Origin of the sequence: Candidatus Devosia phytovorans (genome assembly GCA_029202405.1) — a bacterium.
GTDB classification, from domain to species: Bacteria; Pseudomonadota; Alphaproteobacteria; order Rhizobiales; family Devosiaceae; genus Devosia; species Devosia phytovorans.
In genome coordinates, this window is sequence record CP119312.1 from 3,547,377 (window position 1) to 3,569,276 (window position 21,900).

The window sequence follows — 21,900 nt, forward strand, 5'->3', positions numbered from 1 at the left end:
TAATCTTTGAAACCTTTTATCGGGCGAATGCGTAATTCCTACCGAGCTCGAAACGAACCGAGCAAGCGTTAACCAAAGGAATTCGTTATGAAATTCGTCAAGACCTTCGCCATTGCCGCCACTCTTGTTGCCGGTGTTTCGGCTGCCAATGCCAGCACGCTCAACACCACGCTGAACTCTTATGGCGACATCAGCTCGGCCCGCAGCGCAAGCGTGCTGACCGTCAACGAGACTGAAGCCAAGCTGCTCGGCTATGACACCGACGTGCACTCGATCCGTGCCCGCGTCGAGAATAACCAGGCGCTGGTCCAGACCCTCGAACGCCAGGGCTTTACCGTCGACCAGATCGTTGGTGCGACCGGTGGTGAGAACGACCTGACGCTGTTCGCCCTCTAATCTGCGTCAAAGCCTAGCAAGCGGCTGGCCCCATGGGGCCGGCCGTTTTCGTTTGCGCGTGGCGACGCAGGCTCAACGGATCAACAGGCGTTCGGTGCACACTTTGTTGCCGCTTAGTGAACATTCAAACTAGTGTGTTCAGAAAATCGGCAGATCGCTCTGGTGCGAGAGCGGTTTGAGGCCCATATGCCAATCGGGTTCGCAAGTGAGCGAGCCAGAGTTAGTTCAAGGAATTCGTTATGAATATCGTCAAGACCTTTGCCGTTGCCGCCGTGCTGTTTACCGGCGTTTCCGCAGCCAATGCCGCTACGCTCAACAGCGAGCCGAGCTCGGGCAGCGCAATCGGCAGTGCCCTCAGCGCCTCCGTGCTGACCGTCAATGACACCGAAGCTCGTCTGCTCAAGTATGACAATGACGTCGCCTCGATCCAGGCGCTGATCAACGGCAACCGCTTCCTCGTGCAGAGCATCGAAGCCCAGGGCTTCAGCGTTGAGAACATCGTTGGCGCCAGCGGCGACGAAAATGGCCTGACCCTGTTCGCGATCTGATCGCACAAAAGGGTTTTCCCAAACGGCCGGCCCCAGGGGGTCGGCCGTTTTGCATTTCAGCTGGCGCGGGCGCGATAGGCCTCGGGCCGCTGCTCACTGGAATAGACGCCGACGATGGTGTCGAGTTCGCTGGCCTGGGCCTGGCTCTGCTCGATGGCGGCATTGGTCTCTTCCACCAGCGCCGCATTGTCCTGGGCCACTTCATCCATTTGTTTCATTGCATCAAAGACCACGGCAACGGCGCGGGACTGCGCCTGGCTGGAGGTGGCGATGGCCTGCATGCGGGTGCTGTCGGCATCGACGGCCTGGCTGATGGCGGCAAGGGTGCGGGCGGCGTCTTCGGCAAGGCGGGAGCCGCCCTGAACGGCGGTGGCGGCTTCAGCAACGAGGCTCTTGATATCGGCCGACGCCTGGGCGGTGGACTGGGCGAGGCGGCGCACTTCCACCGCGACCACGGCAAAGCCCTTGCCAGCCTCGCCGGCCCGCGCCGCTTCGACCGAGGCATTGAGAGCGAGCAGATTGGTCTGGAAGGCGATGTCCTCGATCAGGCGGGTGACGGTGGCGATGCGGGCGGAGGCATCGGCGATGCCGGTCATGGCCTGGGTCATGCGGTCCATCACTTCGCCGCCGGTGCGGGCCAGCTCGGCGGATTTGTGGGCGCTGGTGGCGACCTGATCGGCCAGGGCAGCATTGCGGGTGATGTCGCCGGAGAGGGTCTCGATGGCATTGCTGGTGGTGTCGATGGCAGCGATCTGACGGCTGGTACGGGTCGAGAGATCGTTGGCGCCGTGCAGAATGTCATCGGTGGCGCGGCGCAGCATGCCCGAGGAGGTGGCGAGACGGGTCATGGTGTGCGCCAGACCTTCGGCCAGGGCATTGGTATCGGCCTGAAGTCGGCTGAATGCGCCCTGGTAAGTGCCCAGCATGCGGCGATTGAGGTCGGCGCTGGCGAGGGCTTCGAGCACCATGCCGGCATCCTGGAGGCCGCGAGCGACGGTTTCAAGCAGGGCATTGACGTGATCGGCGAGGCTATCGAGCTCGGGCATGCCATAGTTGCGGTTGAGCCGCTGGCTGAAATCGCCTCGGGTGGCAGCAGTGACGACGGCTTCGAGGTCGTGCTGCAGGGCTTCGCGACGGGCAGCGATCGTAGCGGCCTCACGCATGTCGTCGTCGCGGCGGGTGCTGTCGTCGCGGAGCTGGCGGCCGTTGGCGCCGAAAACTTCGAGGGCCGTGGCGATGCTGGCCAGTTCGCCGAGGCGATCGGCGACGGCGAGATTGGCGTCAAAATCACCCTTGGCCATGGCCTGCATGGATTGGGCGACCGAGCGGATGGCGCGGGACAGCCAGCGGGCGGTGACGAAGGCCAGCGCAATACCGACAATCAGGGCAATGCCGCCGGCGACGAGGGCTGACAGGCTGAGTTGGGTGCTCTGGGCAGCAGCAGCCTGGTCGAGTTCGGCCTGACGGGCGGCGGCCTCGTCGGCGTCATTGCCGAAGCTGGCGGCGAGGGCGGCGTCGATCTGGGCAACGTCGGTGCCGAGGCTCTGGCGCTCAACGAGGCGGGCGAAGACCTGATCGACCGTTGCAGCGAAGGTATCGAGTTCGGCAAGGACGGTATCAACGGCGGCTAGATCGGCGGTCTTGAAGAAGGTGGCGCGGAGCTCGCCGAGCGTGGTGCGGCTGGCATCGGCAAGCGTGCTGGCGGCAGCGTGAGCCGCGTCGTCAGGGGTGGCCAGCATGTCGGTGACGGCGATGCGCATCTGCAGCAGGTTCTGCATGGCGAGGCCGGATATGGCGGCGGCCTTGGCATTGAGGCCGGATGACTGGCTGGCCTGCTGGATCAGCGCGGCCAGCGTATTGGTGGCGTTGAGGCCGGCCTGTTCCATGGCGCCGCGCAGGGTTTGCACGTCACCATCGAGGGCGATCATGGTCTGGATGGCGGCGCGATATTGCGCGGTGCCTTCGCCGGGCACGGCGTCGACCAGCGACAGGGCTGCTTCGGCGGTCGCGGGGTCGGGCTGGCGCTGGTAGGTGGCCACGGCGAGGCGCGCATCGGAAAGAATACTGGCGTGCAGCGAGGCAGCGCCAGCCTCGTCGGTGGCAGCGCGGAATTGATCGAGGTTTGTCGCGCCCAGGTGGACGCTGCCCAGGGCGATCGCCACGATCAGCGCCATAAGCGCGATCAGGCTGCCAAAGGCGAAATAGATACGACCAGCAATGCTGAGACGCGACAGGTTCATTATGCGAGCCCTTGGTGTGACGTCTCCTCCCTGCCAGCCGGGTACCGGCGGGAGGTTAAGCCAAGGTCAATAGGTTCGTCATGCGAACTTCATAGAAGGCGGAGGACCGCAGAATGACTAGCTTCTTGATGTGAAACCATTTTTGGCAACGAGCATGGGCTCGAGGTGATCTTCGAAGAGCAGGCCTGGATTGGCGGCGAGGGCCGCTGCGTAGCGGGCCTCGGCATCGAGCGAGATGGTGAGGAAGGCGGCGAGGCCGTCAACGTCCTGCTGGCCGAGGCCATAGTGGCCGGCCTCAAGACGGCGCAGGATCTCGCGCTTGGAGGCGATCATGCCGGCGGCGATATTGCTGCCATTGCTCATCGAGTTCGAACGCTTGACGTAGTCATGCAGCGGCGTGCCGAGGTGGAACGAGAGGGGCACGGTGCGATAGAGCTGCAGCAAGAGCTCCAGATCGGTCATGTTGCTCATGGTGGGATCGTAGCGGCCATCGGTGCGGCGGCGATCCCAGAGCACCATGGAGTCCATCGAGAGGCTGACGAATTTATGCATACCGGGGGTGAGGACGCGATCGGGACCCTGGCCGACGAAGCGCAGGTGGGTGAAGTCATCGCTCATGACATCGAGCGCCGTAGTGACGATGGCGTGCTGCTCAAGGCCTTTGAGTGCCAGCTCAAGCTTTCGCGGTTTCAGGCGGTCATCGGCATCGAGGATGGCGCAATAGGGCGCGGTGATTTCGTCGAGCGCGACATTGCGGGCATTGGAGGCGCCGCGGCCGATGCCGCCACTGGACCGGTAGCGGATGCGCGGGTCGGCAAGGCCTGCTGCGGCAAGCATGGCGGCATAGTCGGCGCCATCGTCGGCCACGAGCCAGAGCTGCCAGTCGGCGTGGGTCTGGGCGAGGACACTCTGCACCGTGGTGACGATCGTGTCCTCGGCGCGATAGGCCGGGGTGATGATGGCGACGGTCTGGTCCAAGGCCTCTTCCCGCTCTTGAATGGGACGGCATCTGGTCCCATATGTCTCCCCAGACGCGCGATGCCACTCTCTATCGGGTCCGCGTCAATACGTTGCTTGATAATCAAGGACGGCGTGGATGTCGCGTATTTCGGTGTTTTCCGCCCCATTTCTCCTCGGCTTCGACAGTTTCGAGGAGCGAGTCGACCGGCTGGCCAAGTCCGCCGACGGCTACCCGCCCTACAATATCGAGCGCACCACCGATGCCGAAGGCACGGAACGGTTCCTGATCTCTATTGCCGTCGCCGGCTTTAGCGTGAATGAGCTGGACGTGCTGGCCGAGGACAACACGATCGTGGTCCGCGGCAAGCAAAAGGATGAAGCCGGCAAGGAGTTCTTGCATCGCGGAATCGCGGCGCGACAATTCCAGCGCAGTTTCCTCCTTGCGGAGGGGATGATCGTGAAAGATGCAACTTTAGGGCATGGTATGCTCGTTGTTGCTGTAGAGCGTCCGCAGACGCCCAAGATCGCCCGACGTATCGATATTCGCTCAGTTTGAGGAAAGGGCCGACGAGATGTATGAGAAACGCAACGAAAACCTGACGGCCGAAGCACTGAATCACCCGCTCAAGATGTTGACGCGCGCACAGTTCGCAGCGCTGGGCGGGGACGCCGTGGCCTATGTGCGCCCGGTCAGTGGGGCCATTTTGTCCACCATGATTCATGACGCCGAGTTCGAAGCCGAGGGCGATTACCAGCTGGTGATGTCTGCCGATGGCACGCCGCTGCTCGTCACCGACACCGAAGATGGCGTGCTGGACTGGCTGGGCGACAAGAATCTGGGTCTGGCGACCCTGCACTAGGCAGCAAAGAGAAATTTCAAAGGGCCCTCCGTTCGCGGAGGGCCTTTTCCTTTTTGCGAAGAGTGCACCCCAACCTGACTTCCGGAGGGACAGATCCAGTTTGTGGCAATATCCAGCCTCACCCACCGGCCGGATCCCTCCCCCTGTCAGGGGGAGGTTAGGTGGGGGTATCCGACGAAAAACAAGAGCCCCGGACCTTGGTCCGGGGCTTTCATAATTCTTGAGCCGAGTTCAGGCTGCGTAATTGGCTTCCGTCGGGGCCGTCAGGATGGCGCGGAGGCCAGCCGGATCGGAGGTCTGGCGCAGCTCGTCCACCACCGCTTCGGTGCGGAGGAGGCGCGCCACCTTGGAGAGCGCCTTGAGGTGATCGGCACCGGCGCCGGCAGGCGCGAGCAGCATGACCACCAGATCGACCGGCTGATCGTCAACCGCATCGAATTCGATGGGGTTGTCGAGCCGGGCGAAGAGCGCCACGACATCTTTCAATCCGGCGATCTTGCCATGGGGAATGGCAATGCCATTACCGAGGCCGGTCGAGCCAAGCTCTTCACGGCTGGTGATGGCCCCCAGAATATCGGCGGCATCGTGGCCACTGATTTCCGCGGCGCGGGTTGAAAGCGCTTCAAACAACTGGCGTTTCGTCTTTACGCCCGTGCAACAAAGCACGGCGCGCTCAGCCAGGATATCGGCCAATTCCATACAATCTGCCCTGGATCAACTTTGCTTACTGTGGCGCCGGGGCAGGATCAATTGGCCCCGAGAGCTGGATCAATCCAGCCAATATTGCCGTCGGAGCGGCGGTAAACCACATTCAGCCCGCCATGTCCAGCATGACGGAACATCACAACCTGTCCACCGGTCAGGTCCAGCTCCATCACGGCCTCTTCCACGGAGAGTTGGCGCAGGTTCTTGGTGGTCTCGGCAATCACCGGCGGTGCATAGTCTTCGTCGAGTTCCTCAAGCTCTCCATCGGCTCCGAAAACGGTATAGGAGGCGGTGAGACCATCTGACGCGCCGTTGAGGCCGCGCGGGCGCTGCTTGAGCTTGCGATTATAGCGGCGAAGGCGCTTTTCGATATTGAGCGCCATGACCTCATAGGCGCTGGTGGCGTCGCCGCCCTGGGCGCTGGCTTGCAGCATGGCGCCAGAATCGAGGTGAACTACGCAATCGGCGCGAAAGCCGATGCCATCGGGGGTGAGAGTGAGATGTCCGTCATAACCGCCGTCGAAATATTTACCGACCACGGCAGCGAAGTGATCCTCCGCCTTGCCGCGCAAGGCATCGCCAACGTCCATGTTCTTTCCCGAAACGCGTAAAGTCATGGCTTCCTCTTTCCTTTTGTCGTTGCTTGACGCCAGGATCTCGAAAAGCCGGTTCCCGGATTTTCGGGATCGCGTCTGACACATGCCATGTGGGGATGTGTCAGGCCCGATGCTAGACCCGTGCGCGTCCGGTACACAATGCTCAAGTGTCGCAGGCGGTTCGTTTATCGCTTGGACTTGGCCACACAATGGCCTTAGCCTTCGCGAGCGGTTAAGGGCGACAGGGTGATTTGCGCGAGGATTGGGGCACGCCCTCGTGGTTAGAGGCGTGGCACTAGCCGACTTGTTGAAGGTTCTTCTTTTGCCGCCGGCGGATCACTGAACTCGGGATGTTCATGCCTTCGCGGTATTTGGCGACGGTGCGGCGGGCGACGTCGATACCCTGCTCTTTCTTGAGCACCTCGGCGATGGTGTCATCGCTCAGAATATCACTCAGCGCTTCGGCATCGATGAGCTGGCGGATGCGGTGGCGCACCGCTTCGGCCGAGTGATCGCCGCCGCCATCGCTGGATGAAATGGCGGTGGTGAAAAAGTATTTCATCTCGTAGAGGCCGCGCGGCGTCGCCATGTATTTGTTGGAGGTGACGCGGCTGACGGTGGATTCATGCATGTCGATGGTTTCGGCGACCATCTTGAGCGTCATCGGCCGCAGATGGGCGATGCCATGGGTCAGAAAGCCGTCCTGCTGGCGGGTGATTTCGGCGGCGACCTTGAGAATGGTCTGGGCGCGCTGGTCAAGGCTCTTGGTCAGCCAGTTGGCCGTGGCCAGGCAATCGCTGAGGAAGCTCTTTTCGCCAGGATTGCGGGCCTTTTTTGTGACCGTCGCGTAATAGACGCGGTTGACCAGAACGCGGGGCAAGGTTTCGGAATTGAGCTCGATCTGCCAGGCGCCATCGGGACCGCGGCGCACGAAGACATCGGGTACCACCGCCTCGACCGGACCGGAATCAAAGGCCAGGCCGGGCTTGGGATCGAGCCGGCGCAGTTCGGCCAGCATATCGGTCAGGTCTTCGCGGTCGCAGCCAATGGCGCGCATCAGGCCGACCATATTGTGCTCGGCCAGCATGGACAGATTGTCGAGCAGCGCCATCATCATGGGATCGAGGCGGTCGCGGTCGCGCAGCTGGATGGCTAGGCACTCGGGCACCGAGCGCGCGAAAACACCGATGGGATCGCAGCCCTGCAGCGCTTCAAGCACGGCTTCCACATCCGGCAATTCAGCGCCGAGCTGGTCGGCAATGGTGTCGAGATCGGTGCTGAGATAGCCGGCCTCGTTGAGCCCATCGATCAGGTGGCGGGCGATGAGGCGATCCGCGGCCGTGCGCAGAATCATGTTGGCCTGATTTTCCAGGTGATCGCTGAGCAGGGGCTTGCTGGCGACGAACTGGTCGATGTCGGGCGCTTCGCCGCTCTCGCTGCTGCCATTGCGGTCGAGCCGGCTCTGCGGATTGAGCTGATCCTGCTGGGCCTGGTCGGGGAAGACGTTTTCGACGGCAGTATCATAGCCATCGGCGATGGCGTCGGCATCCTGGATGCGTTCGCCGCGCTCGACGGTATCCTCGTAGGCGCTGATTTCCTGGCTGCGCTCGGGTGGCTCGGGTGGTTCGACATCGCCGGGCTCGGCGCCATCCTCGCGCTCGAGCAGCGGATTGCGCAGCAATTCGGCATCGACGAAATCATTGAGCTCAAGGTGGCTCAGCTGCAGCAGACGAATCGACTGCATCAATTGCGGCGTCAGCGTCAGGCTTTGGGCCTGGCGAAATTCAAGACGCGGCGAAAGTGCCATTAACAGCTTACCCTAGCGCATACCGGTCCAATCCCGGCCTCTTCCCGGGCGGACCATGACCTATTTTTGTGCAGGGGGCAAGTTTAGAGGCAAGTATTGTGCCAACTACAGGGAGAAGCTTTCGCCGAGATAGACGCGGCGGGCGTCGGGGTCGGCGCTGATGGTTTCGGGGCGACCCTGAATCATCACCTTGCCGCCGTGGATGACATAGGCGCGATCGACCAGCCCCAGGGTTTCGCGCACGGCGTGGTCGGTGATCAGCACGCCGATGCCGCGGCGAGTCAGCTGGTGGACGAGGCCCTTGACCTCGCTGACGGCGATGGGATCGACGCCGGCAAAGGGCTCGTCGAGCAGCATGAAGACCGGATCGGCGGCCAAGGCGCGAGCGATCTCGACGCGGCGACGTTCACCACCGGAGAGCGAGAGGGCATTGGACTTGGCGATATGCTGGATGGAGAATTCCTCGAGCAGGGATTCCAGCCGCGCCTTGCGCTCGGCCCTGCCCTTCACGTGGTTTTCGAGCACGGCCATGATATTGCCGGTGACGGTGAGCCCGCGGAAAATCGAGGGTTCCTGCGGCAGGTAGCCGATGCCCAGCTGGCCGCGCTGAAACAGGGGCAGGCGGGTGATGTCGCGGCCATCGAGGCTGATTAAACCGGCGTCGGGCTTGAGCAGGCCCATGATCATGGTGAAGACAGTGGTCTTGCCGGCGCCATTGGGGCCGAGCAGGCCAACGGCCTCGCCGCGCCGCACGGCAATGGACACGTCGCGCACGACGCTACGCTTGCCAAAGCTCTTGGCCAGGCTATGGGCGACCAGCCAGCCGGTCTGGTCGATGCGGGGCTTGTCGGCGCTCTGGGTCATTGGGTGGTGAAGGTTCCCGTGACGCGGCCGGAGCTGCCGGTGGAGGTGAAGGTCGAGACATTGGTGGCAAGGTTCACCACCAGCTCGCCGGCCGCGACCGTGCCGCCAGAATTGGTCACATGCACATTGCCCGTGAGGCGCAGCAACTGGTCGGCGGGGGTGAAGACGGCGCGGTCGCCGGTTGCATCCTGGTCGGTGGTTTTCAGCCGCACCGAGCCGGTGGCAACGAAGGTCTTGATATCGCTGGTGCCGCCATCGCCATAGGTGGCCACGACCTTGTCGGCCCAGACATCGACCGTTGGATGGACGACTTCGACATTGCCGGTAAAGACCGCTTCCTGGGTGTTTTCATCGACCGTGAAGAGATCGGCGGTGATATCGACCGGCTGTTGCGCGAAGGCGGGATGCAGCGTGGCAGCGAAGGCCAGGGCGAGCAGAAAGCGCTTGATCATGGGGTCTGCATCTCGGTTGCGTCTGTGCCGGCGGTGGCAGCGCCGGGCGTATCGGGCAAGGTGACCGTGGCGCGGGTGAAAGTCCAGACCAGGTTTTCGGCATCATAGGTGATGCCTTCGGCGATGATCGTGGTGCCATCGGCATGGTTGATGGCAACCGGGCCTTCGCCGCGCAGGAACTGGGCCGCATAGTCGAAGATAGAATTGACAATGGTGCCGGTGGTTCCGGCGGAATCGGAAATCTGCGCCTCGTCACGAATTTCAACAATCTGCAGCGCGGTATCGAGAATGGCGTCTTCGGCTTCGACATTGCTGGTGTCGCCATTGGGGCGGCGCGTTTCAAGCGTCGCGCGGCTCAGGGCAATGCGGTTGGTGGCATTGGTGGGGGCCTGGGCCTCGGTGGCCGAGACAGTATAGGCCGTGCCGTCGTCCAGCGTGCCGGTATATTGGGGCGAATCGACCGTGACGTTTTCGCGGGTCACCTCGATGCGGCCAATGCCGAAGCGGCTGGCGAGGCTCGAGATATAGATCTGGCCGAGCAGGGCCAGCAAGGCGATGACGCCAAGCGCCGGCACGCCGATGCGCAGGATTGAGATCAGACGGTTGCGGACCATCAGGCCCTTGTAGATGGCCAGGCGCTGCGCCGCGTCAGCATGCAGGTTCATGGCCGCTCCGAACCGCTCAGCTATGGGCGAAAATATCGGTTTCCTGCCAGCCCAGGAGATCAAGCTCGCAGCGGGTCTTGAGGAAATCGAAGCAGGATTGCGCCAGCTCCAGCCGGTTTTCGCGGCGCAGCATGCGGTCGAGATGGCGCTTCAGGTCATGCAGATAGAGCACGTCCGAGGCGGCATAGTCGAGCTGGGCGTCGCTGAGCTTTTCGGCGCCCCAGTCGGAGCTCTGCTGCTGCTTGGAAAGGTCGACATTGAGCAGTTCGCGCGCCAGGTCCTTGAGACCGTGGCGATCGGTATAGGTGCGGACGAGCTTGGACGCGATCTTGGTGCAGTAGACCGGGCCGGTGACGACGCCGAAGCGGTTCCTGAGTGCGGCCACGTCAAAGCGCGCGTAGTGGAAGATCTTGGTGACGTCGGGATCGGACAGCAGCTTGACCAGATTGGGGGCATCGGTCGCGTCCTGGGGGATCTGCACGACATCGGCGCTCCCATCGCCGGGTGAAAGCTGGACGACGCAGAGCCGGTCACGATGGGGATCCAGGCCCATGGTCTCGGTGTCGATCGCCACTTCACGGCCGTAACGGGAAAGGTCGGGCAGGTCGCCGCGGTGCAATCGGATGGCCATAAGTCACTCGCTGAAATCTATATTGCATCCTGATGGCACAGCATCGGGGCAATGGGAAGGCGAGCCCCCATAAGAAAACCCCGGCCCGACTTTCGTCGGACCGGGGTTTTGAAACTGGTGCCCAGAAGAGGACTCGAACCTCCACACCTTGCGGTACACGGACCTGAACCGTGCGCGTCTACCAATTCCGCCATCTGGGCGCGGTGGTGTAACTAGGGGCGGGCGGACTTGATGTCAATGCGCTTTGTTGCGGCTTTGTGACTTTCCCAACAGGGGCCTACCAGTTGGCGCCGTCCCAGTGCTTGATCGCGGCGTGGTCGACCGATACGGGCGGCTCGAGACAGTTGACGTTGATCATCACCATGGCATTGCCCTTGCCGTCAGAGCCGCGGGCGAAGGACTCGATGCCGCAGGTCTTGCAGAAGAGATGCTCGATGTTTTCGGTGTTGAAGCGGTAGGTGGTCAAGTGATCCTCCCCGCTCAGCAGGGTGAAATCGCTGGCCGGAGCGGATTGCAGCACCCAGCCGAGACGGCGGCAGCGTGAGCAATTGCAGGTGCCCATGCCATCAAGCGCGGTGGTGACGTCATATTGCACGGCGCCGCAATGACACTGGCCGTGGTAGGTCCTGCTCTCGGACATTTTCGTGAACTCCGTTGCAAATTACTGGAACGAAACAAGAACACTTGTGACCAAGAGTCAAGCCGATTCCGGCTGGCGGGCATGGACAGGCGCGGCGGGCATGGGATAGAAGCGGGGCGTTGAGACCCAATATTTCCGGAGCCCAAGATGGACCGCAACCAGCCCAAGATCGTCACCATTTTCGGTGGCGCGGGATTTGTGGGAACCCAGGTCGTCGAGGCGCTGGCCAAGCGGGGCTATCGCATCCGCGTGGCGACGCGCCGCCCAAACCTGGCCGGTCCGGTCAAGATGTTCGGCAGCGTCGGGCAGGTACAGCCGATTCAGGCCAATGTGCGCAATCTTGCTTCGGTGCAGCATGCGGTGCGCGGCGCCGATATCGTGATCAACCTGGTCGGCGTCGGCTATTCGAGCGGCATGCAGAGCTTCGAGGCCGTGCATGTCGATGGCGCGCGCAATGTCGCTAGCGCCGCCAAGGCCGCAGGCGTGGCCACGCTGGTGCATATGTCGGCGCTGGGCGTCGATAGCGCCGCCGAGGTCAGCGAATACGCCAAGAGCAAGTTCGATGGCGAGGCGGCGGTGCTCGAGGCGTTCCCGCAGGCGGTGATCATGCGCCCGTCGATCCTTTTCGGCATGGGCGATGGCTTCTTCAATCTCCTCGGTACGCTGGCGCGGTTCTTCCCTGTGCTGCCGCTGATCGGGGGCGCTTCGCGTTTCCAGCCGGCCTATGTCGGCGACGTGGCGGAAGCTTTTGCGCTGGCGGCCGATGGCAAGGCCAAGGCTGGCAAGATCTATGAATTGGGCGGACCGCAGGTCGAAACGCACAAGGACCTGCTGGCTCGGGTACAGCGCGAAGCGGCGCGCAAGCGCCCGGTGCTGCCGCTGCCGGCGGGCATTGCCAAGCTGATCGCCCTGCCCTTCTCCTTCCTGCCGTTCCGGCCGCTGATCACTGCGGACCAGGTGGAATTGCTGGGGAAGGACAATGTGGTGAGCGAGGCCGCGATCAAGGACAAGCGGACCTTTGCCGGTCTCGGCATCACGCCGACCAGCATGGATACGATTCTGCCGACCTATATGTATCGCTTCCGCAAATATGGTCAGTATGACCGCGACAACGCCCCGGCGCCGATCCTCTAGTTTTCAGGCGCGTTTCCGGACCGAAAACCGGTAGCCACTTTTCCTGGAAATGCTTCGGCTATTCAGCGACCAGCACCAGCGCGAGACCACCCAGAATGGTCAGCGCGCCATAGAGCAGAAGGCCGACCGGTCCTTTGGATCGTGCGGGCTTTGCCGCTTTTGGCGGCGTTTTGATCGTGGTTTTTGGTTCGGTCATCATCTCCTCCTCAGGATGGAATGGACCTTTGGGGATCATGCGCCCGGCGGATGGGCTGCGCAAGCGGCTTTCCCGCGTTGCGCATCTCAGCAAAAACAATCGTAAGATATATCTTGAAAATCCCGACCTGGGCGCCGATCTTCTGTCTCAGTGCAACGTAAGATATATCGGAGACCCATCATGGGAAATAACTGGAGAGAAGGCGAACCCAATTGGCGGCGCATGGAGGCCATGGCGCGACGGGGCTGGGGGCGTTTTGCCCAGGGCATCGAAAGCGGCGAAGGCTGGGGCAATATGGGCGGCAATTTCCGCATCGGCCGCATGCTGGCCTCGGGCGACCTGCGCCTTGTGGCGCTCTACCTGATCGAGCAGCAGCCCCGGCATGGCTATGACCTGATCAAGGCGATCGAGGAAAAATCGGGCGGCTTCTATACGCCGAGCCCCGGCATCGTCTATCCGGCCCTGACCTTCCTTGAAGAGGCCGGCTATGTGACATCACAGGCTGATGGCAACAAGAAGCTCTATACGATTACCGACGAGGGCCGCAGTCATCTCGCCGACAATCGCGAGGCGATCGAGTCGACGCTGAATTTTCTGGCCAAGGCCGGCGAGCAGATGAACCGCTTCCGCGAATTCGCCAAGGCAGACTGGCCGTTCAATCGCGAGGAGGGCCCTGACTTCGGCAATCGCCCACCGCATCGCGGACATGGCCCCGGCTGGGGCCCAGGTGCGGATGCCGACCGCGACCTCAAGGACGTGGTTCCGGAGCTCAATGATGCCCGGCGTGACCTCAAGGCAGCGATCAAGAAGGCCCGCCGCGGGACGGAAGAGCAGCAGCGCCATGCGGCTGACATCCTCAAGCGCGCTGCCGCCGAAATCGAGGCGCTGGGCGACGACGACGTCGATATCTGATCGACATCTGAATGGCCGGAAGGCAGCTCGCGCATTCCACAATGCGGAATGGCAATGGCGTGCGGCCTTCCGACCTGCTTACTAACATGTTAGTGTCTGGATCATGCAGCAAGCTCCAGACACCATCCCCCATTCCACCCACAATCCGAGGCCTGATCGGCAGGCGGCCGGGGAGCGCGTGGCGGCGCGCCTCAAGGGCAAGGTCAGGGGCCGGGTCCATACCGATCCGCTGATGACCTATGCCTGGAGCGGCGACGCCAGTTCCTACCGGTTGATCCCGGCGGTAGTCGTCTTCATCAACAGCGAGGACGAGGTTCGTGCGGTGATGAGTGCCGCGCGAGCCGAGGGTCTGCCGATCACGTTTCGGGCGGCCGGAACATCACTGTCCGGTCAGGCTGTCACTGACGGCGTACTGGCGGTGCTGGGCGATGGCTGGCGCAAGCTCGACATCCATCCTGGCGCCGAGCAGATCACGCTGGGCCCTGCGGTGATCGTAGCGCAGGCCAATGCGGCGCTGAAAAAGCACGACAGGAAGATCGGACCGGATCCGGCGAGCCAGGCCACCTGCAAGATCGGCGGCGTGGTCAACAACAATTCATCGGGCATGTGCTGCGGGGTGGCGCAGAACACCTATCACACCATGGCGCGCCTCCGCATTGTGCTGACTGACGGCACCATGCTCGATAGCGGTGATGCCGCGAGCCGCGATGCCTTCCGGCTGAGCCACGCGGCGGTGCTCGACGGCCTGCATCAGCTGCATCATGAGGTAATGGCTGACGGTGAGCTGGTGGCACTGATCCGCAGGAAATACCGGATCAAGAATACGGTCGGCTATTCGCTCAATGCGCTGGTCGACTACCACGACCCGCTCGACATCCTGATCCACCTGATGGTGGGCTCAGAGGGGACGCTCGGCTTCGTTTCAGAAGTTACCTACAACACGGTGCCCGAACACCCGTTCAAGGCGACGGCACTCGTGCCCTTCCCCGATCCGTCGACTGCCGGCCGGGCAATCATCGAAATGGCCAATGGCGGGTTGCAGGTGACGACCGGGATCACCGCTGCCGAATATATCGAGCGGCGGGCGCTGGAGACGGTGGAGCATCTGGCGCCGATGGCGCCCCTGCTGCCCTGGCTGACCGAAACATCACCAGCCGTGCTGATCGACGTGACGGCACCTGACATGGCAGTGCTGGATTTGGAAGTAGCCAAGACCGAAGAGCTGCTGAAGCGGCACGGCGCGACGCATGTGGACTTTTCCACCGACGAGGCGCGCAGCCACGCGCTGTGGGATATCCGCAAGGGGTTCTTTGCCTCGGGCGGGGCAGCGCGGCCCAAGGGCACGGCGATGATGACCGAGGACGTGGCGGCGCCGATCGAGCGACTGGCCGAATTCGTGCTCGACATGCGGGCCCTGCTCGACAATCACGGCTATGAGGACGCCATCATCTTTGGACACGCGCTGGCGGGAAACCTGCACTTCCAGATGAGCGATGATTTCGCCCTACCGGGTTCCGCGGAGCGGTTCGACCTGTTCTCCAAGGCACTGAGCGACCTGGTGTCGGTGCAATATGGCGGCTCGCTCAAGGCCGAGCATGGCACAGGCCGGGCCATCGCGCCCTTTGTCGAGGCGGAATGGGGCGCCAAGGCCTATGGGCTGATGCGGCGCATTAAAGACCTCTTCGACCCCGAGGGCCTGCTCAATCCGGGCGTGCTGCTCAATGCCGATGACAAGGTGCATATCAAGAACCTCAAGGTCATGCCGCCGGCCGACGAGCTGGTCGACCTCTGCATCGAATGCGGCTTTTGCGAACCGGCCTGCCCCAGCCACCAGATGACGCTGTCGCCACGACAGCGTATTGCCGTGACGCGCGAGCGGGAACGCCTGCGCGCCTCGGGCGAGGACCCCGCGCTGCTCGAGCGGCTCGATGCCGATTTCCAATATCCTGGTCTCGACACCTGTGCGGCCTGCAACCTCTGCTCGATCCGCTGTCCGGTGGGGATCGAGACCGGCACGATGATCATGGGCCAGCGGGCGCAGCGGCGTGGGTCCACGGCGCGATCTGTGGCGGGCTTCGCGGCAGACCATCGCGGTACCGTGGAAAATCTGATGCGGGGCGGCGTGGGACTGGCCGATGCGGCACGCAAGGTGGTTCCGGCGGGAGCCGTCGAGGTTCTTACCGATACGGCGCGGCGGCTGACGGGCGAGCGCGTGCCACGGGTATCGCGGGCATTGCGGCATGGGCCGGGTGCGCCCAAGGCAAGGGACAATCGGCAGGACCCGCGCAGCAGCGGTTTCCCGGTGCCGATCGCGCAGACGGGACGGCCGGAAGTGGTCTATTTCCCGGCCTGCCCCAGCCGGATGTTTGGGGCCCCAAAAACCGAGCATGATCTGCTGTCGACGCCCGATGCCATGGTCAGGCTGCTGGAGCGGGCGGGCTATGATGTGGTCATTCCCGAGCATCTCAACGGGCAGTGTTGCGGCCAGCCGTTCCAGTCCAAGGGTTTTCCCGGTCAGGCAGCCGAAGTCGGTGGCGCGCTCAGGCGAGAACTGTCCATGCAGTCTGATGCCGGGCGGTTGAGCGTGGTCACCGATGCCTCGACCTGCGCCAAGCACCTCAAGGAATTTCCCGGCGACGCGCCAGTGGTGGATTCGAGCCAGTTCCTGCTCAGCCATGTGCTGCCCAGGCTGACGATCACGCAAAAGCTCGGTTCGGTGGCGGTGCATCACAATTGCTCAGCGCAGAGGTTGGGTGAGCAGGCGATGACGGAAAGGCTGGCGGCGGCCTGTGCTGATCAGGTTGCGGTGCTGAAATCGGTGACCTGCTGCGGCTATGCCGGCGACAAGGGCATGTTCTTTCCCGAACTCAATGCCCATGCGACGCGGTTCGCCAGACAGGACATTCCGGCGGGCTGCACCTTGGGTGTTTCGACGGTCAGCACCTGCGCCTCGGGGCTCAGCGAACATGCTGGCGTGCCCTTCGTGGGACTGGCGAGCCTTCTGGAATGGGCGAGCCGATAGAGCTTTTGTTGGTCGCGATTTCGAACCGCAAAAGTGATCGCCGCTTTTGCTGAAAACGCTCTGGCGTGACCTTTGCGCGGAAACGCGCTAGGGGAGGCTTCAGCAAGCCCCGGACGACCATGATCACCACCACCATTTCCACTCTCGGCCACAAGGGCGAGGGTGTCACTGAAATCGACGGCCAGAAAATCTTCGTGCCGCTGACCCTGCCGGGCGAGACGGTGGAGATCGAGGCCGATGGCGAGCGCGGCACGCTGCTGGGCGTCATCACACCCGCCGACAACCGGGTGGAGGCCTTCTGCAAGCATTTCGGCGCCTGTGGTGGCTGTCAGCTGCAGCATATGGACCGGGCGAGCTACGAGGCGTTCAAGATCGGGCTGATCGAGACGCCGCTGCAGTTTGCCGGGATCGAGGCCAAGGTTGGCCGCTTCATCGATGCTGCCGGTCAGGGCCGGCGGCGGGCGACGCTGCATGCGCGCAAGGAAGGCGCGGGCTATATGCGGCTGCGGAGCCATGAGGTGCATGACCTCGACGCCTGCCCGATTCTCTCGCCGGCCCTGGCCAGGGCGCCAGACATTGCCCGGGCAGTGATGCAGGCAGTCGGCGAGTCGGATGTGAGCCTCACCGCAACGCTAAGCGGGCTGGATGTGGTGATCCGCACGGAAAAGAAGCAGGCGCGGCATGATCGCGTGTCGCCACTGGTCGGCCGGTTCAAGCTGGCGCGACTGTCGATGAATGGCGAAATGGTGCTGCAGGCGCAGCCGCCGATTGTCGAAATGGGCAAGGCGCGGGTGGAAATCCCGATGGGCAGCTTCCTGCAGGCGACGGGTGAGGCCGAAGCCGTGCTGGCCGATTACGTGGTCAATGCCGTGGGCAAGGCCAAGAGCGTGGCGGACCTGTTCTGTGGCGTGGGGCCTTTTGCCCTGAGGCTGGCCGAGCAGCGGCCGGTCTTTGCCTTTGACAGTGACAAGGCCGGCATTGCGGCGCTGGACAAGGCGCGCCGCTTTACCAAGGGTATTCGCGAGGTGACGGCCAAGGCGCGCGACCTGTTCCGCGATCCGCTGACCCAGTTCGAATTGCCCTATGAAGCGGTTGTGCTTGATCCGCCACGGGCGGGTGCCGAGGCGCAGGTGCGCGAACTGGCCAAGTCGAAGGTGAAAAAAGTGATCATGGTGGCCTGTGACGCGCGCACCTTTGCGCGGGATGCCAAGATCCTGATTTCAGGCGGCTATTCGATGAGCGACCTGGTGGCCGTGGACCAGTTCACGCAGTCGACCCATATCGAAATTGCTGCCACATTCTCGCGCTAATCACGATTGGCGACGGAAACGCAACCAGCAGGGACTTGAGGCGTTTCCGCTACATCAATCAACAGACAAGCGACTGCCTGGGGCGGGTGTTGTCGCGTGGAGACAAACCATGCGTATGAATAAGATCATTGCCATCGGCGCCTTCTGTGCCGCAGCCGTCATTCCGGCCTTTGCTGCGACGGGTGAACCAAACGGCACCTTCGTTGACAGCTACGGCACGTCTTTCCAGTTCTCGCTGTGCGGTGACGGTACGGCGCTGTGCGGCGTGCTGACCAATCTTGAAGGTGAATCCGCCACCGAGGAAAACCTGGCCTTCGTCGGCAAGCAGGTGATGCAGGCCGAGCAGGTTGCCGAAAATGAGTGGAAGGGTGCGCTGGAAGCCGGTGGCATCAGTGCCGAGGCGACCGTGACCATGACCGGTCCGGACACGATCGACATCCAGGGCTGCCGCGCTGCCATCCTCTGCCAGACGCTGACCTATAACCGCGTTTAAGAGAATCTAGCCGAACTACCTCGGCGCGCGCTTGGCGAGAATTCGCTGCAGCGTGCGCCGATGCATATTGAGGCGGCGGGCCGTTTCGGAAACGTTGCGGTCGCAAAGCTCATATACCCGCTGGATATGCTCCCAGCGAACGCGATCGGCCGACATCGGGTTTTCCGGTGGCTCGGGCTTTTCCTCGCCGGTGGCGAGAAGGGCGTTGATCACGTCATCGGCATCGGCCGGCTTGCTGAGATAATCGGTGGCGCCAAGCTTTACCGCCGTAACCGCGGTGGCGATATTGCCATAGCCGGTCAGCACGACGGCGCGGGCATCGGGGCGCTTGGTGTGCAGCGCCGACACGACTTCCAGGCCATTTCCATCTTCGAGGCGGAGATCCACCACGGCATAGGCCGGGGGTTTTTCTGCAACGGCCGCAAGACCTTCGGCAACGGAGCCGGCTATGCGGACATCAAAACCACGACGCGCCATGGCGCGCTCGAGGCGCTGAAGAAAAGCTGCGTCGTCATCGACGAGCAGCAGGCTGGGGTCAGTGGCCAGGAGGTCTTCGATCGTGCTCATGGCCTTTCCATAAGGCTTTGCCGCGGAAAGGTCAAAAGATCGCAGCCCTTTCGGCTACCGTATTTTCCCTAGGGCTTATCCCGAAAAACCAGGTAATTCAGACCGCTGGATTTTCTGCCTCGATGGCCTTGCGCGGCCAGACGATGCGGGCGCGGGCATGACCATCGGGGGCGATGTTTTCGAAAGCGAGGCGGCCGCCGGTGCGTTCCAGCAGTGTCTTGGCGATGAAGACGCCCAGGCCCAGGCCTCCGGGCTTGTTGGCGTCGGGGCCATGCGGATCGCGGGGACGGCTGGTCAGATAGGGCTCACCCAGGCGCGCGATCAATTCGAGGGCAAAGCCGGGGCCGTCGTCGGTGATGGAAACCGAGACGGCATCATGATCCCAGGCGGCTTCGATGCGCACGGTGGTACGGGCGAAATCACTGGCGTTTTCGATCAGATTGCCCAGACCATAGAGCAGGCCAACGCCGCGCGGGAAGACCGGCGGCGGGCCGGAGGATTTTTCGTAATAGAACAGGATGGCCTTGCCGCGCCCCTCGTGCGGACGGGCGACTTCGGCCAACAGGTCGGTGAGCGGCACGGCAGCAAAGGGATCGTCGCCCTCGCTGCCCAGATTGCGCAGCTTGGCAAGAATGGCGCGGCAGCGCGCGGCCTGGGCGATGATCAGTTCCACGTCGTCTGCGAGGTCGCTGCCGGGCTCGGCGTCGGCGCGCATTTCCTTGGCGGCCAAGGCAATGGTGGATAGCGGCGTGCCCAGTTCATGGGCGGCAGCAGCGGCGAGGCCGTCAAGGGCGGACAGGCGCTCCATGCGGGACAGTGCGAGTTCGGTGGCGGCCAGGGCGTCGGCAATCTGGCGGGCGTCGTGGGCGACACGCATCGTATAGGCGGAAATGAAAACCACGCCGCAGATGATCGAGACCCAGATGCCGATGACATAGATGCGGTTGAAGACGATGCGCTCGGTCGGCTCCCAGGGTAAAGGCAGGTGCCAGACCGAAAGGATCGAGGCGAGCACCACGGCCAGCGCCGCCAAGGCAATGGTGACGCGCTGCGGCAGGGTGGAGGCCGAGACGGAGACTGGGGCCAGCAGCAGCAGCGAGAAGGGATTGTGCAGCCCGCCGGTCAGCGCCAATAGGCCCGCCAGTTGCAGCAGGTCGAAGACGATCTGGCTGGCGGCGGCGCGTGAGGTGGGTTGGTGGCTGTCACCGAGGTGGAAGACCAGCCAGAGATTGACACCGGCCGAGAGGCCGATCAGCGCAAAGCACTGCACCAGCGGCACGGGAAAGCCGAGGCCGAAAGCGACAAAGAGCACGCCGATGGCCTGGCCGCTGACGGCGAGCCAGCGCAAGAGAACCAGTGTCTGCAGGCGCAACGGCCGCCAGGTGGAGGGCAAGGGCAGGCCATCGGCCTGTGTCATGGTCATGTAAGGGCCCTTCCGGGGCAAATAGGCGCTCCGCCATAGTGAGGCAAAAACTGCATTTCAAGATCAAAAAACCATAGGCACAGCATTGATCCTACCCCAGGGCGGGCCACGTATTGATCATCGTGACTGGGAAAGTGAAATCGAAATGACCACAGCAATCATCAAACCTCAATGGTCCCCGCTGACCATCGCCCTCATGGTTCTGGGCTTCATCGCCTTCTGGCCGCTGGGCCTGCTTGTTCTCGGCTACATCCTGTGGGGCGAGAAATTCGGCGGCTCGCCGGAAAAGGCGCAGGCCTATTGGAACAAGGGCAAGAGCTGGTGCAGCTCCAACAAGGGCCACTATCGCAACTGGAACAACCAGAGGAGCCATGGCATGAACTCGAGCGGCAATGCAGCCTTTGACGACTATCGCGCCGAACAGCTCAAGCGCCTCGACGAAGAGCGCGCGCGGCTCGACGCCGAAATCGACGCCTTCCACGAATATATGACCAACCTCAACAAGGCCAAGGATCGCGAAGAATTCGATCGCTTCATGAACGAGCGCCGCGGCAGCCGCCAGGGCTATGGCGACGTCAAGCCGAGCGAATCCAACAATGACGGCTGGGGCAACAATACCTAAGCCCTACCGTCCAAGTCCTCCTGAAGTCGGTCCATCCCAACGACCGAACTGGCGCCCCGCAAGGGGCGTCTTTTTTGTTGGGCGTCATGGTATGATGTTTCGACTCAAATCCGGGGCCCAATGAACCTGTTTTTCCGCGCCAAGCCGAAAATCCCTGCCAGCACGACGATGGAAATCGACGGCGTGGCGGTCGCCATTGCGGTCAAGGTCAATGCGCGTTCCAAGAGCTACCGCCTGTCGCTGCCGAGCAGCGGGCCGGTGCTGACGCTGCCGCCGCATGGCAAGTGGGCCGAGGCGGAAGCGTTTCTGCATCGTCACCATAACTGGCTGGCAGCGCGCATAAAACGGGTGCCGGAAGCGACCAGTTTTGCCGAGGGTACGCTGGTGCCGCTGCGAGGCGTCGACCATCGGATCATTGCCACTGGCCGCGTTCGCGGGCGGGTGGAAGTGGCCGAGCTGGATGGCGAAAAGGTGCTGCTGGTGCCGGGAGATGCGGCGCATCAGGCGCGGCGACTGACGGATTGGCTCAAGGACGAGGCGCTGGCCGATCTTGAGATCCAGAGCGCCTATCATGCTGAGCGGCTTGGCGTTTCGATCAAGGCGATCCGCATGCGCGAGCAGAAGAGCCGCTGGGGTTCGTGCTCGTCGACAGGCAATATCAATTACAACTGGCGGCTGATCCTCGCCCCGCCTTTCGTGCTGGATTATGTGGCCGCCCATGAGGTTGCCCATCTTGTCGAGATGAATCATTCGGCCGCTTTCTGGGCGCAGGTGAAGAAGACCCTGCCGGACATGGAGAAGGGTCGGGCGTGGCTAAAAGCACACGGTCGGCAGTTGATGGCCTAAGCCTCAGCCAC

At 62.8% G+C, this 21,900-nt stretch carries 23 protein-coding genes, 1 tRNA gene and 1 pseudogene; 11 read left to right on the plus strand and 14 right to left on the minus strand.

Annotation, left to right across the window (positions count from 1 at the left end; translation table 11 throughout):
• The first annotated feature begins 87 nt into the window (after positions 1-87).
• Entirely contained in the window at positions 88-396 is a 309-nt protein-coding gene (locus P0Y65_17260; GenBank protein ID WEK03919.1) for a hypothetical protein, read from the plus strand.
• 239 nt (positions 397-635) lie between these two features.
• The gene (locus tag P0Y65_17265) at positions 636-944 is read left to right on the plus strand and encodes a hypothetical protein (protein WEK03920.1); all 309 of its coding nucleotides are present in this window, start codon (positions 636-638) and stop codon (positions 942-944) included.
• A 56-nt stretch (positions 945-1,000) separates the two neighbouring features.
• Here the strand turns inward: P0Y65_17265 and P0Y65_17270 are convergent, their stop codons facing one another.
• Both P0Y65_17270 and P0Y65_17275 read right to left on the minus strand, forming a co-directional pair.
• Positions 1,001-3,184, minus strand: a complete 2,184-nt coding sequence (locus P0Y65_17270; GenBank protein WEK03921.1) for a methyl-accepting chemotaxis protein — start codon at positions 3,182-3,184, stop codon at positions 1,001-1,003.
• Positions 3,185-3,301: 117 nt separating this feature from the next.
• Positions 3,302-4,162 (minus strand): glycosyltransferase family A protein, encoded by an 861-nt coding sequence (locus tag P0Y65_17275; GenBank protein WEK03922.1) that lies wholly within the window; start codon positions 4,160-4,162, stop codon positions 3,302-3,304.
• 118 nt (positions 4,163-4,280) lie between these two features.
• Between P0Y65_17275 and P0Y65_17280 the strand changes: the two genes are divergently transcribed.
• Both P0Y65_17280 and P0Y65_17285 read left to right on the plus strand, forming a co-directional pair.
• Positions 4,281-4,700, plus strand: a complete 420-nt coding sequence (locus P0Y65_17280) for an Hsp20 family protein (GenBank protein ID WEK03923.1) — start codon at positions 4,281-4,283, stop codon at positions 4,698-4,700.
• 16 nt (positions 4,701-4,716) lie between these two features.
• Positions 4,717-5,004 (plus strand): DUF1150 family protein, encoded by a 288-nt coding sequence (locus tag P0Y65_17285; protein ID WEK03924.1) that lies wholly within the window; start codon positions 4,717-4,719, stop codon positions 5,002-5,004.
• Between the two features lie 231 nt (positions 5,005-5,235).
• On the opposite strand, the gene P0Y65_17290 is transcribed toward P0Y65_17285, so the two are convergent.
• The 9 genes and pseudogenes from P0Y65_17290 to P0Y65_17330 all read right to left on the minus strand — a co-directional run bounded on the left by P0Y65_17290 (position 5,236) and on the right by P0Y65_17330 (position 11,364).
• The gene (locus P0Y65_17290; protein ID WEK03925.1) at positions 5,236-5,703 is read right to left on the minus strand and encodes a PTS sugar transporter subunit IIA; all 468 of its coding nucleotides are present in this window, start codon (positions 5,701-5,703) and stop codon (positions 5,236-5,238) included.
• A gap of 47 nt (positions 5,704-5,750) precedes the next feature.
• Positions 5,751-6,326, minus strand: a complete 576-nt coding sequence (locus P0Y65_17295; GenBank protein WEK03926.1) for an HPF/RaiA family ribosome-associated protein — start codon at positions 6,324-6,326, stop codon at positions 5,751-5,753.
• 274 nt (positions 6,327-6,600) lie between these two features.
• The gene (gene rpoN, locus P0Y65_17300; protein ID WEK03927.1) at positions 6,601-8,112 is read right to left on the minus strand and encodes an RNA polymerase factor sigma-54; all 1,512 of its coding nucleotides are present in this window, start codon (positions 8,110-8,112) and stop codon (positions 6,601-6,603) included.
• Positions 8,113-8,217: 105 nt separating this feature from the next.
• Positions 8,218-8,940, minus strand: a pseudogene (gene lptB / locus P0Y65_17305) (LPS export ABC transporter ATP-binding protein).
• 32 nt (positions 8,941-8,972) lie between these two features.
• Positions 8,973-9,428: a lipopolysaccharide transport periplasmic protein LptA gene (gene lptA, locus P0Y65_17310; protein ID WEK03928.1), complete on the minus strand. Its 456-nt coding sequence runs from the start codon at positions 9,426-9,428 to the stop codon at positions 8,973-8,975.
• The gene (locus tag P0Y65_17315; GenBank protein ID WEK03929.1) at positions 9,425-10,093 is read right to left on the minus strand and encodes a hypothetical protein; all 669 of its coding nucleotides are present in this window, start codon (positions 10,091-10,093) and stop codon (positions 9,425-9,427) included. Before P0Y65_17315 ends, lptA begins: the two co-directional genes overlap by 4 nt.
• Positions 10,094-10,109: 16 nt before the next feature.
• Complete coding sequence (locus tag P0Y65_17320; protein WEK03930.1) at positions 10,110-10,724, minus strand: ribonuclease H-like domain-containing protein; 615 nt, start codon at positions 10,722-10,724, stop codon at positions 10,110-10,112.
• Positions 10,725-10,839: 115 nt separating this feature from the next.
• Positions 10,840-10,924, minus strand: a tRNA-Leu gene (locus tag P0Y65_17325).
• Positions 10,925-11,001: 77 nt separating this feature from the next.
• Positions 11,002-11,364, minus strand: a complete 363-nt coding sequence (locus tag P0Y65_17330; protein ID WEK03931.1) for a GFA family protein — start codon at positions 11,362-11,364, stop codon at positions 11,002-11,004.
• A 147-nt stretch (positions 11,365-11,511) separates the two neighbouring features.
• Between P0Y65_17330 and P0Y65_17335 the strand changes: the two genes are divergently transcribed.
• The gene (locus P0Y65_17335; protein WEK03932.1) at positions 11,512-12,498 is read left to right on the plus strand and encodes a complex I NDUFA9 subunit family protein; all 987 of its coding nucleotides are present in this window, start codon (positions 11,512-11,514) and stop codon (positions 12,496-12,498) included.
• 58 nt (positions 12,499-12,556) lie between these two features.
• Here P0Y65_17335 and P0Y65_17340 read toward each other — a convergent pair whose 3' ends face one another.
• Entirely contained in the window at positions 12,557-12,694 is a 138-nt protein-coding gene (locus tag P0Y65_17340; GenBank protein WEK03933.1) for a hypothetical protein, read from the minus strand.
• Between the two features lie 180 nt (positions 12,695-12,874).
• On the opposite strand from P0Y65_17340, the gene P0Y65_17345 reads away from it, so the two are divergent.
• The 4 genes from P0Y65_17345 (at position 12,875) to P0Y65_17360 (ending at position 18,431) form a co-directional block, all read left to right on the plus strand.
• Positions 12,875-13,606, plus strand: coding sequence for a PadR family transcriptional regulator (locus tag P0Y65_17345; protein WEK03934.1), 732 nt, complete (start codon positions 12,875-12,877; stop codon positions 13,604-13,606).
• Positions 13,607-13,709: 103 nt separating this feature from the next.
• Entirely contained in the window at positions 13,710-16,628 is a 2,919-nt protein-coding gene (locus P0Y65_17350) for an FAD-binding and (Fe-S)-binding domain-containing protein (protein WEK03935.1), read from the plus strand.
• Between the two features lie 119 nt (positions 16,629-16,747).
• Positions 16,748-17,938 (plus strand): RNA methyltransferase, encoded by a 1,191-nt coding sequence (locus P0Y65_17355; protein WEK03936.1) that lies wholly within the window; start codon positions 16,748-16,750, stop codon positions 17,936-17,938.
• Positions 17,939-18,047: 109 nt separating this feature from the next.
• Positions 18,048-18,431: a hypothetical protein gene (locus P0Y65_17360; protein ID WEK03937.1), complete on the plus strand. Its 384-nt coding sequence runs from the start codon at positions 18,048-18,050 to the stop codon at positions 18,429-18,431.
• Between the two features lie 15 nt (positions 18,432-18,446).
• Here the strand turns inward: P0Y65_17360 and P0Y65_17365 are convergent, their stop codons facing one another.
• Together P0Y65_17365 and P0Y65_17370 are read right to left on the minus strand one after the other, a co-directional pair.
• Entirely contained in the window at positions 18,447-18,998 is a 552-nt protein-coding gene (locus P0Y65_17365) for an ActR/PrrA/RegA family redox response regulator transcription factor (protein ID WEK03938.1), read from the minus strand.
• A gap of 97 nt (positions 18,999-19,095) precedes the next feature.
• A complete protein-coding gene (locus P0Y65_17370; protein ID WEK03939.1) occupies positions 19,096-20,421 on the minus strand; it encodes an ActS/PrrB/RegB family redox-sensitive histidine kinase in 1,326 nt (441 codons plus the stop codon).
• 145 nt (positions 20,422-20,566) lie between these two features.
• Between P0Y65_17370 and P0Y65_17375 the strand changes: the two genes are divergently transcribed.
• Together P0Y65_17375 and P0Y65_17380 are read left to right on the plus strand one after the other, a co-directional pair.
• A complete protein-coding gene (locus tag P0Y65_17375) occupies positions 20,567-21,043 on the plus strand; it encodes a DUF2852 domain-containing protein (protein ID WEK03940.1) in 477 nt (158 codons plus the stop codon).
• Positions 21,044-21,163: 120 nt separating this feature from the next.
• Positions 21,164-21,889 carry a SprT family zinc-dependent metalloprotease gene (locus P0Y65_17380; protein ID WEK03941.1) on the plus strand — a complete coding sequence of 242 codons (726 nt, stop codon included), beginning with the start codon at positions 21,164-21,166 and terminating at the stop codon, positions 21,887-21,889.
• Positions 21,890-21,900 lie beyond the last annotated feature (11 nt).